Raw genomic sequence first — 15,775 nt, 5'->3', positions numbered from 1 at the left:
CGTAGCTGGCAGCCATGGCACGCACACCCTTACTCCAGCTCTCCGAGATTGCCCTGACATTTGGCGGCGATCCCATTTTCGAAGACCTCTCACTGGTGGTCCAACCCGGTGACCGGGTGGCCCTTGTGGGGCGCAACGGGTCCGGCAAATCCACCCTGATGAAGGTCATGGCCGGCCTGGTCGAGGCCGATTCCGGCACCTGCGTATCCGCCCCCGGCGTCAGCGTGGGATACATGGAACAGGACCCGACGATGGAAGGGTTCGAGACGCTGGGCGAATACGCCGCATCCGGCATGGACGCGGACGAGGCCTACCGCGTCGACATGGTGGCCGAAGGTCTGAAATTCGACCCAAACGGGCTGGTTGCCACCGCATCGGGTGGTGAACGCCGTCGCGCGGCCCTGGCCAAGCTGATGGCCGAGGCGCCGGAACTGATGCTGCTGGACGAACCGACCAACCACCTTGATATCGAGGCGATTGCCTGGCTGGAAAATGAGCTGAAATCGACGCGTGCGGGATTTGTGCTGATCTCGCACGACCGGGCGTTTCTGCGCAATCTGACCCGTGCGACGCTGTGGATCGACCGCGGGCAAGTGCGCCGCGCCGAAGAAGGGTTCGACGGATTCGAGGCCTGGCGCGACAAGATCTGGGAAGACGAGGACCAGCAGCGCCACAAACTGAACCGCAAGATCAAGTCAGAGGCCCGCTGGGCTGTCGAAGGCATTTCCGCACGCCGCAAACGCAATCAGGGCCGTGTGCGCGCGCTGCAGGAATTGCGCGCTGAACGGGCGAGCCAGATCAAACGGCAAGGCACCGCCGCCATGGCCTTTGAGGGCGGACCCACATCCGGCAAGAAGGTGATGGAAGCATTCGGCCTGCACAAGGCGTTCAACGACAAGACCATCGTGCAGGGCCTTGACCTGACCGTGCAGCGCGGCGACCGGATCGCCTTTGTCGGACCCAATGGCGTTGGAAAAACAACGCTGATCAAAATGTTGCTGGGCCAAGTTGAACCCGATCAAGGTCAGGTCAAGCTGGGCACCAACCTCGAAATTGCGGTCTTTGACCAGTCGCGCGCGCAGCTGGATCCTGACATGACGCTGTGGGACAATCTGGTGAACGACCCCGAAATGGGTGTCAGCGGCAAGGCCGACCAGATCATGGTGCGCGGCACGCCAAAGCATGTGGTCGGCTACCTCAAGGAGTTCCTGTTCGACGAGGCGCAGGCCCGCGCGCCGGTGCGGGCGCTGTCAGGTGGGGAAAAGGCGCGATTGCTGCTGGCTCGCCTGATGGCCAAACCGTCCAACCTGCTGATCCTCGACGAGCCGACCAACGATCTGGACATCGAAACGCTGGATCTGTTGCAGGATTTGCTGGGCGAATACGACGGCACCGTGCTGCTGGTCAGCCACGACCGTGATTTTCTGGACCGGACCGCCACCACCACGGTCGCGATGGAAGGCGACGGTCGCGCGACGGTCTATGCGGGCGGCTGGACCGATTATCAGGCCCAGCGCGGCGACCGCGTCAAGGCCCCAAGTTCGGTGGGCAAGCCATTGTCTACCAAGGGAAAACAGAACCAGCAGGTCGCGCGCAAGACGGGCCTGTCATTCACCGAAAAGCACCGTCTGGAAGAGCTGCCCGCCGTGATTGCACGGCTCGAGGCCGAGATTGCCAAACTGGAAGAGCTGATGGCCGACCCCGATCTGTTCACCCAGAACCCGATCAAGTTCGAAAAGGCCACCGATGCCCTGACCGACCGCCACGCCAAACTGGAAGAGGCAGAGGCGGAGTGGCTGGAGCTGGAAGAGAAAGCGCAGGAATAACGGCCGTCCGACCGGACCACGACGCCAATTGACAAGAAACGAAAAAGGCCGCGCAGGATCATCCTGCGCGGCCTTTTTTTTATAGATATACTCGCTATTTAGCCGTCAAAGTTCACTTCTTCGACGATGCGCAGTGCCGTCGCGCGGTGGCCTGCAAGCTCGCTCAGGTCGACGTCATCGGCAGTGTATTCACCCCAGGATGCCACCAGGTCGGACAGCTCGGCCGAGGCCAGCACGGGATATTCGTGGTTTTCCTCTGCATAGATCGCCTGTGCGGCGGGGCTGACGAGGTATTCCATCAGTTGCAGCGCTTCTTCCTTGTTCGGCGCGCTTTGCGTCATCGCGATGCCGGAGACGTTCACATGGGTGCCGCCGTCCTCGAATTCGGGGAACACGATCCGCACGGAATTGGCCCATTCGGTCTGCTCTGTATCCTCGAGCATCTTGCCCATGTAATAGGTGTTGCCCAGGCTGATGTCGCATTCACCGGCCCAGATCGCCTTGACCTGCGCGCGGTCATTGCCTTCGGGCTTGCGGGCGAGGTTGGCCTTGATGCCTTCGGCCCATTCCTTGGCCGCTTCTTCGCCGTGGTGTGCAATGACAGCCGACAGCAGCGCCAGGTTATAGTTGTTCAGGCCAGACCGGGTGCAGATGCGGCCAGCCCACTTGGGGTCGGTCAGGTCTTCGTAGGTGGTGATTTCGCCATCGGCCACGCGGTCCTTGCTGGCATAGACGATCCGGGCGCGGGTCGTCAGACCGAACCACTGGTTGTCGTCACTGCGCAGGCTGGCGGGAATGGCGTCCATCAGCACCTGGCTGTCGACGGGCTGGGTCACGCCTTCGTCCACGACGCGTTGCAGGTTGGCGATATCGACGTCCATGACCAGATCGGCAGGGGAACGGGCACCCTCGGCCTTGAGCCGTTCGATCAGGGCTTCGTTGACGAATTCCAGGTTCACGGCGATGCCGGTGTCGGCGGTAAAGGCGTCCATGACCGGCTGAATCAGCTCGGGCTGGCGGGTGGTGTAGATGGTGACATCGGCCAGTGCGGGCGCTGCAATCGCCGTTGCTGCGGTGGCCATCAAAAGGGTGCGGATCGTCATGGGTCTCTCCTTGCGTTGATGCCGCTTTCTAAACCCGACTCTTTTGATCGGGTCAATACCCTATTCTTTTACTCGGGATCGCTCCGCCGCTTTTGCCGCATCCCATAGCGCGTCCATTTCGGCCAGGTCACTGTCGTCTGGCGTGCGTCCACTGGCCGCAAGAGCGTCCTCGATCATGTTGAAACGTCTTGTGAATTTTCCGTTGGCGGCGCGCAGCGCCTCTTCGGGGTCTACGCCCAGATGACGCCCGAGGTTGGCCATGACAAACAACAGGTCGCCATATTCCTCGGCTACCTTTTGCTGTGTCAGCGTGTCGCGGGCCTCGACCAGTTCGGCGGCTTCTTCCGCGATCTTGTCCACGACCTGCGCTGTATCGGGCCAGTCAAAGCCCACCCGTGCTGCGCGTTTTTGCAGTTTGACGGCGCGCATCAGGGCAGGCAGGCCCAGAGCCACACCGTCCAGCGTGCGGGCGTTGCCGCGTTCGGCGGCCTTGACCCGTTCCCAGTCGACGGTCTGCTGTTCGGCGGATTTGTCCCGCGATTCGTCACCAAAGATATGCGGATGCCGCGCCACCATCTTGTCCGCGATGTTACGCACCACGTCGTCGAAACCGAAATGCCCCGCCTCTGACGCCATTTGGGCGTGGAACACGGATTGGAACAGCAGATCGCCCAACTCGCCCTCCAGTTCGGACCAGGCCTCGCGTTCGATGGCATCCGCCACCTCGTAGGCTTCTTCGATGGTGTAGGGCGCGATGCTGGCGAAATCCTGTGCGATGTCCCAAGGACAGCCCGTTTCGGGGTCACGCAGGCGGCGCATGATTTCCAGCAGGCGCGGCATTCCGCCGTCGGGGTCGTTGATCAAGGTGTCGTCGGGCATTGCAGGGGCCTTTGTTCTGGTCGACAACACCGTAGGTTCCCCCAGCGCAGAGTGCCAGCCATGCCCGTCCTCAATTCCATCGCCGATTTCCAGCCGACACTGACCACCTGGCGGCGACACCTGCACAGCATCCCCGAGGTGCGGTTCGACCTGCACCAGACCGCAGCCTTTGTCGCGGACAGGCTGGCAGAGATCGGCGTGGATGAGGTGCACACGGGCATTGCGGAAACCGGGATCGTGGCCATCATCAACGGGCAGGGTGCCGGGCGCACCATCGGCCTGCGTGCCGATATGGATGCCCTGCCCATGACCGAGGAGACGGGACTGGATCACGCCAGCACCCATGCCGGTGCCATGCATGCCTGTGGTCATGACGGCCATACGACGATGCTGCTGGCGGCGGCAAAATATCTGGCCGAGACGCGTAATTTCGCGGGTCGTGTCGCGCTCATCTTTCAGCCGGCCGAAGAGGGCGGGTCCGGGGCCAAGGTCATGTGCGATGCGGGAATCTTTGACACCTTTGATATCGCAGAGGTTTATGCCCTGCACAACGCGCCGGGCATTCCGGTTGGCGAATTCTATACGACACCGGGACCGATCATGGCGGCGGTGGATGAATTCAGCATCCACATCAGCGGCAAGGGCGGTCACGCGGCGATGCCGCATGATACCGTCGATCCGATCAGTGCTGCTGTCAGCATGGTGCAGGCGATCCAGACCATCGTCAGCCGCAACCATTATGCGCTGGACGATCTGGTGGTGTCGGTGACGCAGATCCACGCGGGGTCCGTGTTCAACGTCATTCCCGATACGGCAATGATCAACGGCACCGTGCGCACCTTTGATCCGGCGGTGCAGGCCATGGTGATGACGCGGTTGCAGGACATCGTGACCGGGCAGGCGGCCAGTTTCGGTGTCACCGCCACCCTGGATTATGGCAACGGTGATCCCGCCACGATCAACGATCCGCGTTGTGCTGCCTTTGCCGCCAGCGTCGCGGCAGAGGTCAGCAAATGCGACGCCAATGCCACGCGCGAGATGGGGGCCGAGGATTTTTCCCACATGCTGCAGGCCCGGCCGGGTGCCTATCTGTTCGTCGGCAATGGCGACAGCGCGGGACTGCATCACCCCCGATATGACTACAACGATGACACAACAGCCTATGGTGCATCTTTCTTTGCACGGTTGATCGAACGCGCGTTGCCGCTCTGATGCCTTGGCGTGCGCGCCTTGCAGCCCTATGTCTGGGCCAACGCCCGATCCGTGGCCCGTCGTTCTGAAAGGCATCCCATGCTGAAAACTGCTGCCCTGACCATCGTGCTCGTCATCGTTGTCGCTGTTCTGGCGTTTGCCGCCTACGTGCGGCTGTCCCCGACCGATGTTGCGCGGTTTCACGTGGCCCCTGCCGCGACCGAGCCCACGGACGTGACCGGGGAAAACAGCTTTACCGCGGCGCGTTTCATCACGACCGCGCCGCAGGGAATGCTTCAGGCGTTTGTCACCTTGTCGGAAACGCGCGACGACACGACGCTCATTGCAGGCAGTGTCGCGGAGAACCTGCTGACCTTCGAGACACGCTCGCGGCTGATGGGATACCCCGACTATACCACTGTGACCGTCACCGATGAGGCCGAACCGCTGCTGGTGATCCATGCGCAATCGCGTTTCGGCAAGAGCGACATGGGCGTGAATCAGGCGCGGGTGCGCGAATGGCTGACCCAGATGGGGGCGCTGGTGGTTCCGCTCTCTTGACGATTGGCGCGAAACCCGCCACCTGACGGGCATGATCCCTACAGACCGCATGGCCCAGATTATCGACCGCTTCCAGTTTCTGGAGGCCCGGATGTCAGGCGACATGGCCGGTGCCGATATCGCGGCCCTGGCCAAGGAATACGCCGACCTCAAACCGGTCGTCGATACGGTGCAGCAATACCAGTCGCTGCAAAACCAGATCGCCGATGCCGAGGCGATGCTGGCGGACCCCGAAATGCGGGAACTGGCGGAAATGGAACTGCCTGACCTGCGCGCGGCGCTGGCCACATCGGAAAAGGATGTGCGGCTGGCACTCTTGCCCAAGGATGCCGCGGACGCGCGCCCGGCGCTGCTGGAAATCCGGCCGGGCACGGGCGGGGACGAGGCATCGTTGTTCGCGGGCGACCTGTTGCGGATGTACCAACGCTATGCCGAGGCGCGCGGCTGGAAATTCGAGATCCTCGAAGAAAGCCAGACAGAGCTGGGCGGGATCAAGGAAGTGACCGCGCGGATCGCGGGCGAGGGTGTCTTTGCCCGCATGAAATACGAATCCGGCGTGCACCGCGTGCAGCGCGTCCCCGAAACCGAAAGCGGGGGGCGTATCCATACCTCTGCCGCCACGGTGGCCGTGCTGCCAGAGGCCGAAGAGGTCGATGTGCAGATCGCACCGAACGACATCCGCATCGACACGATGCGCGCCAGTGGCGCGGGTGGCCAGCACGTGAACACCACCGATTCCGCTGTACGCATCACCCATATTCCCACGGGAATCATCGTCGTCAGCGCTGAAAAATCCCAGCACCGCAACCGAGAGATCGCGATGCAGGTGTTGCGGACCCGATTGTTCGACCTTGAACGCCAGCGTATCGACGGCGCGCGGTCCGCTGATCGCAAGGCGATGGTCGGCACTGGCGACCGCTCCGAGCGGATTCGTACCTATAATTTCCCGCAAGGTCGCCTGACGGATCACCGGATCAACCTCACGCTTTATGCGCTGGGGCAGGTGTTGCAGGGCGATCTGGATACAGTGATCGACGCGCTGCAATCGGACGCCCAGGCGACATTGCTTGCTGAAATGGGCAACGGGGCATGACCTGGGACCAGGTCCTGCGACAGGCCACAAAGAAACTCACCCTTGGCGGTATTCCCGACCCCGCGCGCGATGCGCGGCGTCTATTGGCCCATATCCTCGGGGTAGAGACCGCACGCTTGTCGCTGATCGGTGCGGACACGGCACCAGCCGGCCTGACGCGCCTGTTCGATGACCTGATCGACCAGCGCAGCAGGCGCGTGCCGGTGTCGCATCTGACCGGTGTGCGTCAGTTCTACGGGCGGCGTTTCGCCGTGACCCCCGATGTACTGGACCCGCGCCCCGAAACCGAGGTTCTGATCGAACAGGCCCTTGCATTGCCCTGGACCCGCGTGCTGGACCTTGGCACGGGATCGGGCTGTATCTTGTTGACTTTGCTTGCAGAACGCCGGGCAGGGACCTTTGGTATCGGCACCGATCTGTCCCGAGCCGCACTTGCCGTGGCGATGCGCAATGCCGGTGATCTGCGACTGGGCGACCGGGTCCAGTTCCACGATGGCGACTGGCTTGATGCCCTGCCGGTCAGCTGTGCGGCCTTTGATCTGATCGTATCGAACCCACCCTATATCGCGCTGGACGAGGTCGCGGACCTCGCACCGGATGTGGGCCTCTACGAGCCGCGTATGGCGCTCACAGACGAAGGTGACGGGTTGGGCGCCTACCGCGCCATCATCCGCGCGGCACCTGCGCATCTGTCCGGTGGCGGCGCAGTGCTGGTCGAAATCGGACCCACCCAGGCGCAGGACGTGTCCGACCTGATGACTGCGGCCGGATTGACGGGAATCACCGTGCACCGTGATCTGGATGGCCGCGACCGTGTCGTTTTTGGCCGAAAACTGCGGAATTAAGGGCTTTTCATCGGTTTTCACCGAATCTGCTTGTCACACGCGGCACAACATGGTTTGTGACAGGCACCGCGGGGACGAGTGCGCAGCATTCCCCCCGGTACGTCGTCAGACACCGCCCGGTCCCGAAATCGCGCTTTTGCGCGGCTGGATCGATAAGCGTAACGAAGCCTATTCGGCTTGCTGAGAGTTCACACATGAGATCTTCGAAGTCCCGTTCGCGGAACAATAAGAACCGCAACCCCCGTCCGTCCGGCGGCAGCCTCATCAACCGTGTCTTTGACAGCAGCGGTCCCGACGGCAAGGTGCGCGGCACCCCGCAACAGATCATCGACAAATACAACCAGCTGCACCGTGATGCGCAGCTGTCCAATGACCGCGTGAACGCCGAAAACTTTGCCCAGCACGCAGAACATTACACGCGCATGTTGTCGGAGGCCCAGAAAGAGGTCGATCGCCAGCGCGAGGAACAAGAAGAACAAAATCGTCAGCGTCAGGCCGAACGCGACAAGGAACGCGCCGAACAAGAAGAACTGAACCGCCAGCGTCAGGCCGAACGGGACCGTGAACGCAACGAACGCCTGCGCGCGCAGGAAGACGCGGCAAATGGCAGCGACGACAGCGCCGACAGCGGTCTGGTCGAAACACCAGAGGCGAAATCGGACGATCAGCCTGCGCAGGACAAGCCCAAGCGCAAGCCGCGTGCCCCGCGCAAGCCCAAACCCAAGCCCGAGGCGTCAGAAGACAGCAGCAACGCCGATGCAGCACCGTCCGAATAACATCGGCATGTGATCCCGGCGCCTAGGCCGTATAGGCCCGGGCCAGCGCGCAGAACCCTTCCAGATCGATCTCCTCGGCCCGCGCCGTGGGCTTGATGCCTGCGTGGTTCAGGCGATCCTCTGTATCCGGGCCCAGCGGTTTGAGCGCCGACCGCAGCATCTTGCGCCGCTGGTTGAACGCCGTTGCCACCACGCGGTTCAGCACATCGGGATCAGCCGGATAGCGCGGTGCGGGCAGGGCGCGCAGGTGCACCACGGCGGAACTGACCTTGGGCGCGGGCGTAAAGGCCTCGGGCGGCAGGTCCAGCACGATCGCGGGATCGGTGCGCCACTGGGACAGGATCGCCAGCCTGCCATAGGTCTTTGATCCCGGCGCGGCCACGATACGTTGCGCCACCTCGCGCTGGAACATCAGCGTCAGACTCTCCCAGAACGGCGGCCAGCTGGGCGGCGTCAACCAGCGCACCAGCAGTTCCGTGCCGACGTTATAGGGCAGGTTGGCCGCGATCTTGACCGGTGGCCTCAACAGGGCCGTGGTATCCACCTCCAGCGCGTCACCGTTCACGATCTGCAGCTGGCCGGGATAGATCGCGGCGATCTCCTCGAGCGCAGCAATGCAGCGCGTATCCTTTTCGATCGCCACGACCCGGCGCGCGCCTTCGGCCAGCAGACCACGGGTCAGCCCCCCCGGTCCCGGCCCGATTTCCAGCACATCCGCGCCGGTCAGATCACCGGCCAGCCGCGCGATTTTCGCCGTCAGGTTCAGGTCCAGCAGGAAATTCTGCCCCAGGGATTTTTTCGCCGCGATACCGTGACGCGTAATCACGTCACGCAGGGGGGGCAGTCCATCAATCTGGCTCATCGTATCATCTTGCCTTAAATACTCGCCCGCGGCAGGCGTCCCGCAGGGTCAAATTGCACGGGCGTCAGCCATGCTGCGCGCCATCCGCAAGGCCGCGATCATCGAGGTCGGATCAGCCACACCCTTGCCTGCGATATCGAACGCGGTGCCGTGATCCGGCGAGGTCCGCACAAAGGGCAGTCCCAACGTCACATTCACGCCGCCTGCAAAATCGATCGTCTTGATCGGGATCAGCGCCTGGTCGTGGTACATGCAGATCGCCGCGTCATAGTGCTTGCGCGCTGCCGCGTGGAACATGGTATCCGCAGGCAGTGGGCCCGTCAGCTTGATGCCATCAGCCCGCATCTCGTCCAGCACGGCGGTGATGAAATCCAGCTCTTCAGTACCGATCTTGCCGTCCTCGCCCGCGTGGGGGTTCAACCCTGCGACGGCGATGACCGGATCCTTGATGCCGAAATCGCGGATCAGCCCGCTGTGCGTGACGGTGATGACACCGCGCAGCAGGTCCGGGGTCAACGCGGCAGGCACCGCCCGCAGCGGAATGTGAATGGTGGCAGGCACAACGCGCAGACTGTCGCAGGCCAGCATCATGACAACGGGCACGTCACCGGCAAGGGCGGACAGAAACTCCGTATGACCGGGGTAGGCAAAATCGGCGCCGTCGATCAGGGCCGCCTTGTGGATCGGGGCTGTGCAGATGGCATCCGCCTTGCCGCTTGCAGCCAGTGTCACGCCGTCTGCAATCGCGTTCAGCACACCCTTGGCATGGGCAGGATCAGCGCGGCCCGGCGTGCGCGGGCTGCCGAAATCTCGCGCCAGTACGGGCAGCGCATCGGCGCAGGGACCGACCACCTCTGACAGGTCTGTGATGACCCTCACGGGCGTGCCCGCTGGCAGATGCGCAGGGTCGCCGATCCAGGCCAAGGCCATGTCGCGCCCCAGGGCGGCCCAGGCCTTGGCCGCGACCTCTGGTCCGATGCCGGCAGGTTCGCCGCAGCTGATGACGATGGGTCTGGCGGTCACGGACGGATCGTGGCCGCAGCCCGCAGATCCGCCAACAAGGCATCGGCAAACCCACCCAGACGCTGACTGCGCAGCGCGTTGCGCACCGCGTCGGGGTCGTTGTTTTCGGCACCCGCCAGGGTGCGATCACACAGCATCAGGTAAATGCGGGTCTGCCCGTTGTCACGGGTCAGGTTCCATGATGCCTCGCCCGGGTCCAGCCGCGCCAGTTCCAGCGCCACATCCTGCGGGATGCTGTCGGGGCTGGCGGTCTGGCGTGCCAGGATGTCCTGCGGCAGGCCACGGGCCGCGCCGTATAGATCGTCACAGGTGTCGGTGCGCGCATCCAGCGCCTGTGCCGCGGCCAGTCCGGCCTCGGTCGTGCCACCCGGCAGGCCGAACATCGCATAGTCTATCGCCGTCGGCGCAGGGCGCGGTTGCGGCACCTCGCGGATGCCACGCGACTGGAACAGGGCCACACCGTTGGGAATCAGGATCGGCTGCGTCACCTCACCGGGGGCAAGGCTGCCCAGCAAACCCTGAAGTGCGGGCGGATAGTTCGACAGCGGTAGCCAGTTCAGGCGGCCGCCATTGTTCCGGCTGGGTAGCGCCGAATACTGGCGGGCGGCGTTTTCGAACACGGCCGTCGACCGGGTTTGCGAAATCTGGTTTGCAATGGCATTCGCGCGGGCTGCCTCGGGCGGCGGGGCAGGAATGATGATTTCCGACAGCAGCACCTCGATGGCATCGGGGTTGCTGCCGGGCTGGCGCATCGCGCGACGGACTTCTTCGTCCGAGATTTCGGCCTGACTGCCGAACCGCAGGCGGATGTAGTCGCGCCAGCTGACGCCGATGGCCACGAATTGTTCCAGTGTCGCACGGTCGACGCCGTTCTGGTTCAGTAGCTGGATGAACTGGTCTGTGGTCAGATTGGCCCGCGCGGCAAAGGCATCGACCTCGGTCGCCAGGTTTTCGGCCGACAGGCGGATGCGGCGGCGGTCCAGCTCGGCGGCCTTGAGCCGTTCCTCGATCAGCTGCTCGCGTGCGAGTTCGGTCAGATTGCCGGGCGTGCGGAACAATTGCAGCATCCGGGCACGCTGGTCCAGCTCATAGGCGGTGATCGCCGCATCGTTGACCGTGATCACCGGCGCGAACCGGTCCTGTGCAATTGCGGGCGTGGCACATGCCAGAACAAGGCTGGTCAGGATTGTGGTCAGGCGCATGGTTGCGGTCCCCCGTCTAGTGTCATCTTACGCATCGCAGCGTTTCGCGGAACTGACGCCACCTGCATTGGATGCAAACCCCAGCAGATCGACCGACAGCCCGTAATCCGTCGTTGGCTGCACCGTAGTGGAAGTCGCATAGCGGCGCGAGACCGAAAGCGTGACATTGACGCATTCGTTGGACCAGCCCATTCCAATTCCGGCGCGTGCGGGGCTGTCCTGCGCAATGTCGTAGCGCGCGTCAAAGCCAAGGTTCCAGCGTGGCGAAACCTGAAACTGCCCGTCAAAGGAGTATTCCGAAATTGCATCCGGGCGACCGATCGCGGCATCGGCGCGCTGATAGATATATCCTGCCGCCAATTGCACGGCTGCGGTCGTCCAATAGGCCCGCGCGGTCGTCATGTTCGTGCTGCCGTCATCCCCGAACAGGGTCCGACCGTCCAGTGTCAGCCCGCGCGGTAGCGTCAGCTGGCCCGCCACCAGCCAGTCCGAGGCCTTGGACGACAGCCCGGACGTGACGGTAAAGGCGGGATCATCGCGGGTCTTGACCAGCCGCCCAAACGTCAGGCGCGACTGGATGCCTTCGGCGCCTTGCCGTGTCCAGGTCACGCCCGCGGCCAGCCGCACCCCGGTTTCGACGGTATCGTCACCGGGGAAATGCGTGGCGGACAGCAGGTTCGCGTCGTCCAGCTCTTGTCTGGTGCTGTCCTCATTGGGTGGGGATTTGCCGAACGCGTCCGAAATGGTCAGCGCGATTGCGGGTTCGATCAGGTTCCGGGTGCCCCCGCTGTCACGCACCAGCGGATAGCGCAGCACGATCTGTGCCGTCGGTACGGCCCGGCTGAAACCTGCGTCACGCGCGGCGGGTCCGTCACCGATCTGGAACCTGTCCGCGCGCAGCGCGGCGGTGGTGCGTGTCTCGATCCCGCCGGGGCTGACCCAGGCCTGCGTCCAGCCCAGCGCGAAACCCACGCGCGACAGATCGCGCGACAGATCCGTCGATTCCTTGGCATAGCGCAGCAGGCTGTCGGTGCTGGCGGTCAGCGTCAACTGCCCACCCGATGCCAGCTGGAACTGCCGCAGATAGCCTGCGGTCAGCACCGCAGGTGGCAGCGTGGCGTCGGTTTCGTCATCGCGCAGCGTTTCATAATAGCTGCCAGAGATGGAAAACAGGCTGTCGTCCTTGACCCGTGTCAGCGCCACGATGCTGGCCAGCCGGTCGGCGTCGGAAATGTTGTAGTCACTCAGATAGCTTTGGTCCGAGGTGTCCTGCACGTCAAAACTGAGCGTCAGATCCGGTGCGATCAGAAACGACCCTTGCGCATTGAGGTAGCCGCGCAGGCCGTCGTCGGTCAGGTCGTCATCGGACAACGCGCCCTCGATTTCGAACCCGCCCCGGCCAAAGGCCTGCCGGTAGCGTGCGCCCAATGTGCGGGTCCCGGCCGCAAGATAGGGGCTGAGCGTCAGGTCACGGCTATCGCCCAGCGTGATGAAATAGGGCAGACGCACCCCGAACCCCAGTCGGTCGGTGGTCACGAAACGCGGTGTCAGCAGGCCCGTTGACCGGCCGTTGTCGGGGGCGGGCAGGCGCAGTTGCGGCAGATACGCGATGGGCACGCCTTTGACCCTGAACGATGCCCCCGTCAGATAGATCTGCGCCTCTTGTTCATCCAGAACGACCCGCTCTGCCCGGATCGACCACAGCGGGTCCTCGGTGCCGCAGACCTGACAGGACGTGATCGCCGTCTTGTAAAGCTGATTGAACCGCCCCTCGCTGCGGTCGATCTGGGCTGCGGCCAGTTGCAGCTGCTGGTTCAGCACCAGTCGCGCCCCCAGCAATAGGCCGTTTTCCAGACGCGGGTCCAGTGTCGCCTGATCGGCGGTCAGAATTTCGCCCGCGGGTCCGGTGATCAGGATCGGGCCGTCGATGGTCAGACGGTCACTGGCCTGATCGTAAACCACGCGTTCCGCACGCAGGCGGGTGCCGTCGGCCAGCGCCTCGACATTGCCGCTGGCGATCAGGCGGTTGTCGGGCGTGACCACCACATCATCCGCAATCAGGGTGGCGGCCATCTGTGCCTGCGCTGCGGCACCCGGCAACAGCATCAGGATCAGGGCAAGCGCGCGGATCATGCTTCCTCTCTTTCCAGCAAAAGGCCCAGTGCCAGCGCCGTTGCGGCCAGTGTCGGTGCCCAGGCCGCGAGGGCTGCGGGAATATCACCGTTGTCGCCCAGGATCTGCGCGAAATTCCGCACGAAATAAACGCCAAAAGCGACGAGCACGGCCAGCATGATGTTCAGACCTGTTTTGCCACCGCGTTGCGGCCGCATGGTAAAACCGGCGCCGGTCAGCAACATTGTCACGAAAAAGACCGGCTGCGACAGCTCCATCTGGAACCACACCTGATGGCGCTGCGCCGAAAACCCGGCGGCTTGCAGGCGGTCGATGAATGCGGGCAGTTCCCAGATCGGGATCGACGAGGGCGTGCCGAAACTGTTGCGGATTTCATCCGCTGTCAGCGACGATGGGATCGCGGCGGTTGCGGCCAGTGTGGCCAGCGCCTCGGGGTTGCCGTCGCCGGACAAGGGCCAGGATTTGGCATCGGTCAATTGCCACATGCCGTCCGCCAGCCACGCCGTCGCCGCCTTGATCCGCGCCTGCGGCAGCCCGTCAGCGCCAAAGTTCAGAAACGTCACATCCGACAATTGGGTGCCCGACAGGTCGGCCCCGTTGGCGTGAATGACCGTCTGTCCCGCAGCGTTGCCCTGTCGCAACCACAGCCCCGTATCGCTAAAGGCCAGCACCGATCCGGTGCCTTCGATCGCGGCCACGTCAGCCTCGTACTGGCGCGAGGTGGCGGCGACGATGGGATTGAACACCGTGACCACGATGATGCCCAGCGCCAGCGCCACGATGCAGGGGGCCACCAGCAGCCGCAGCCCGGCACGTCCGGCAGCACGGGCGACCACCAGTTCGGATGTGCGCGCAAGGCCCAGAAACATCGAAATCGCGGCGATGATGACGATCAGCGGCAGGATCTGGTACAGGCTCTCGGGTGCGCTGAGCAGCGACAGGCGCAGGATCTGGCCGAATCCTGCCGCGTCATCGGCGAACCGACGCAGCGTGTCGGCCATGCCGATGAACACGACAAGCAGCGCAAAGATGCCGAATACGGTGACAAAGGCACGGGCGAACCGCCAGCCGAAATAGCGATCCAGTATCATGCGATCTGTCCCGGTTTGCGGTGAAACAGGTACGGACGGCCTGCGATGAACAAGAGCACGGCAACGATCAGCAGGCCCACCCCCACTGCCAGATAGGCCAGTGGCCAATGCGCAGCCGATGTCTGTGCTGCGTCCAGCCCGATGGTTTCCAGCGCCTTGACCACCACCAGCAGCACCACCGCAAGGATGATCTGGGGCCAGACCCCGAACCGGCTGAAACTGCCCAGCATCAGCGTGGCATAGCCCAACAGCGCCCCCACGATCCCGAACAGCGCCTGACTGTTGCGGTCGTGAAATTCGGCCATGACGCGGGCCTGCGTGCTGTCGGTTTCCGCGGCCACGGCTGCTGTGTCAGTCCACAGTTCCCGGCTGGTGATCTGGCGCAAGCTGCGGGGGCCGGGATCACCGGTGGTGATCAGATCACCGATCCCATAGGAAAAATCCGCAAATTCGGTGACGAACAGGCGCTGGGTGTCGGCGCGCAACGTCTGCGCCATGCCGTCAACCATGACCAGTTGCGTGGTGTCTTCGGTGTTGACCAGATAGGCGCGGCTGGCGGTATAGGTCACGCTGGTATCCGCATCGCGCATGTCCGACAGCATCACGTCGCGCAATTCCCCGTTGGGGGCGATGTCGCGGATGTAGATGGTGATACCCGTCGCGGGTTCGATGAACTGGCCTTCGGTCAGGATGCGGGCGGTGACGGAACGTGCGATCTCCGCCTGCCTGTCGTTCAGCACCGCCGCCGAAAGCGGGGTCAGCACATGCACCAGCAACGACATGCCCACAAAGACCATCAGCCCGAAATAGATGAACGGTCGCGCCAGTCTGCGGCCCGAAAACCCGGTGGCCTGGATCACGACCAGCTCGGAATCCTGCGACAGACGGTTCGTGACATAGATGGCGGCGGCGAATGCGGCGATCGGCACCACCGCGCGGATCACGTTGGGCAGCGTCAGCACAAGCAGTTGCCCGATGACCGAGGCCGACTGCCCGTCCGCGATCAACTGGTCGAACAGGCGCACCGCCGCGTTGATCCAATAGACCATCACCAGCACCAGGCCAAAGAAGTTGAAGACCAGCACGAGCTGTCTCAGCAGATATCGGTCGATCCGTCCCAAACATTCTGTCCTTGGTGCCTTGCGGCAAACTAGACCAAGGACCGGCAATCCGAAACTGGAAACTGGCCA

Annotated in this window: 14 protein-coding genes; 6 read left to right on the top strand and 8 right to left on the bottom strand. The window is 63.5% G+C overall.

The genetic code is table 11. The features are described 5' to 3' along the window. Nucleotides 1-14 precede the first annotated feature (14 nt). Nucleotides 15-1,826: an ABC-F family ATP-binding cassette domain-containing protein gene (locus AN189_RS09075; RefSeq protein ID WP_056034418.1), complete on the top strand. Its 1,812-nt coding sequence runs from the start codon at nucleotides 15-17 to the stop codon at nucleotides 1,824-1,826. Between the two features lie 98 nt (nucleotides 1,827-1,924). Here AN189_RS09075 and AN189_RS09070 read toward each other — a convergent pair whose 3' ends face one another. Both AN189_RS09070 and mazG read right to left on the bottom strand, forming a co-directional pair. Beyond that, complete coding sequence (locus AN189_RS09070; RefSeq protein WP_056034415.1) at nucleotides 1,925-2,929, bottom strand: Fe(3+) ABC transporter substrate-binding protein; 1,005 nt, start codon at nucleotides 2,927-2,929, stop codon at nucleotides 1,925-1,927. A gap of 60 nt (nucleotides 2,930-2,989) precedes the next feature. Continuing rightward, a complete protein-coding gene (mazG, locus tag AN189_RS09065) occupies nucleotides 2,990-3,808 on the bottom strand; it encodes a nucleoside triphosphate pyrophosphohydrolase (RefSeq protein ID WP_056034412.1) in 819 nt (272 codons plus the stop codon). Nucleotides 3,809-3,868: 60 nt separating this feature from the next. Here mazG and AN189_RS09060 point away from each other — a divergent pair, with 60 nt between their 5' ends. The 5 genes from AN189_RS09060 (at nucleotide 3,869) to AN189_RS09040 (ending at nucleotide 8,274) form a co-directional block, all read left to right on the top strand. Continuing rightward, nucleotides 3,869-5,020, top strand: coding sequence for a M20 aminoacylase family protein (locus AN189_RS09060; protein ID WP_056034409.1), 1,152 nt, complete (start codon nucleotides 3,869-3,871; stop codon nucleotides 5,018-5,020). A gap of 78 nt (nucleotides 5,021-5,098) precedes the next feature. Next, on the top strand, nucleotides 5,099-5,560 hold the full coding sequence (locus AN189_RS09055; RefSeq protein ID WP_056034406.1) for a DUF1499 domain-containing protein: 462 nt from the start codon (nucleotides 5,099-5,101) through the stop codon (nucleotides 5,558-5,560). 31 nt (nucleotides 5,561-5,591) lie between these two features. Beyond that, entirely contained in the window at nucleotides 5,592-6,653 is a 1,062-nt protein-coding gene (prfA, locus tag AN189_RS09050) for a peptide chain release factor 1 (protein ID WP_056034403.1), read from the top strand. Beyond that, nucleotides 6,650-7,498: a peptide chain release factor N(5)-glutamine methyltransferase gene (gene prmC / locus AN189_RS09045; RefSeq protein WP_056034400.1), complete on the top strand. Its 849-nt coding sequence runs from the start codon at nucleotides 6,650-6,652 to the stop codon at nucleotides 7,496-7,498. The genes prfA and prmC overlap by 4 nt, the downstream gene beginning before the upstream one ends. A gap of 194 nt (nucleotides 7,499-7,692) precedes the next feature. After that, nucleotides 7,693-8,274 (top strand): DUF4167 domain-containing protein, encoded by a 582-nt coding sequence (locus tag AN189_RS09040; RefSeq protein ID WP_056034397.1) that lies wholly within the window; start codon nucleotides 7,693-7,695, stop codon nucleotides 8,272-8,274. Between the two features lie 22 nt (nucleotides 8,275-8,296). Here AN189_RS09040 and rsmA read toward each other — a convergent pair whose 3' ends face one another. From rsmA to lptF, 6 genes are read right to left on the bottom strand one after another with little or no spacing between them, the layout of a single operon-like run. Next, nucleotides 8,297-9,136 (bottom strand): 16S rRNA (adenine(1518)-N(6)/adenine(1519)-N(6))-dimethyltransferase RsmA, encoded by an 840-nt coding sequence (gene rsmA, locus AN189_RS09035; protein ID WP_056034393.1) that lies wholly within the window; start codon nucleotides 9,134-9,136, stop codon nucleotides 8,297-8,299. A gap of 48 nt (nucleotides 9,137-9,184) precedes the next feature. Then, entirely contained in the window at nucleotides 9,185-10,159 is a 975-nt protein-coding gene (pdxA, locus tag AN189_RS09030; RefSeq protein WP_056034389.1) for a 4-hydroxythreonine-4-phosphate dehydrogenase PdxA, read from the bottom strand. Further along, the gene (locus tag AN189_RS09025; RefSeq protein WP_056034387.1) at nucleotides 10,156-11,361 is read right to left on the bottom strand and encodes a peptidylprolyl isomerase; all 1,206 of its coding nucleotides are present in this window, start codon (nucleotides 11,359-11,361) and stop codon (nucleotides 10,156-10,158) included. The genes pdxA and AN189_RS09025 overlap by 4 nt, the downstream gene beginning before the upstream one ends. 27 nt (nucleotides 11,362-11,388) lie before the next feature. Beyond that, nucleotides 11,389-13,494: an LPS-assembly protein LptD gene (locus AN189_RS09020; RefSeq protein WP_056034384.1), complete on the bottom strand. Its 2,106-nt coding sequence runs from the start codon at nucleotides 13,492-13,494 to the stop codon at nucleotides 11,389-11,391. Then, nucleotides 13,491-14,585 carry an LPS export ABC transporter permease LptG gene (lptG, locus tag AN189_RS09015; protein WP_056034382.1) on the bottom strand — a complete coding sequence of 365 codons (1,095 nt, stop codon included), beginning with the start codon at nucleotides 14,583-14,585 and terminating at the stop codon, nucleotides 13,491-13,493. The genes AN189_RS09020 and lptG overlap by 4 nt, the downstream gene beginning before the upstream one ends. Beyond that, nucleotides 14,582-15,706, bottom strand: coding sequence for an LPS export ABC transporter permease LptF (gene lptF / locus AN189_RS09010; protein ID WP_083484338.1), 1,125 nt, complete (start codon nucleotides 15,704-15,706; stop codon nucleotides 14,582-14,584). Before lptF ends, lptG begins: the two co-directional genes overlap by 4 nt. Nucleotides 15,707-15,775 lie beyond the last annotated feature (69 nt).

The sequence above is a fragment of the Loktanella sp. 3ANDIMAR09 genome (genome assembly GCF_001420005.1).
Lineage (GTDB): Bacteria > Pseudomonadota > Alphaproteobacteria > Rhodobacterales > Rhodobacteraceae > Loktanella.
Note: the sequence above shows the minus strand (reverse complement) of the source record. Positions and strands in the feature narration are given on the sequence as shown.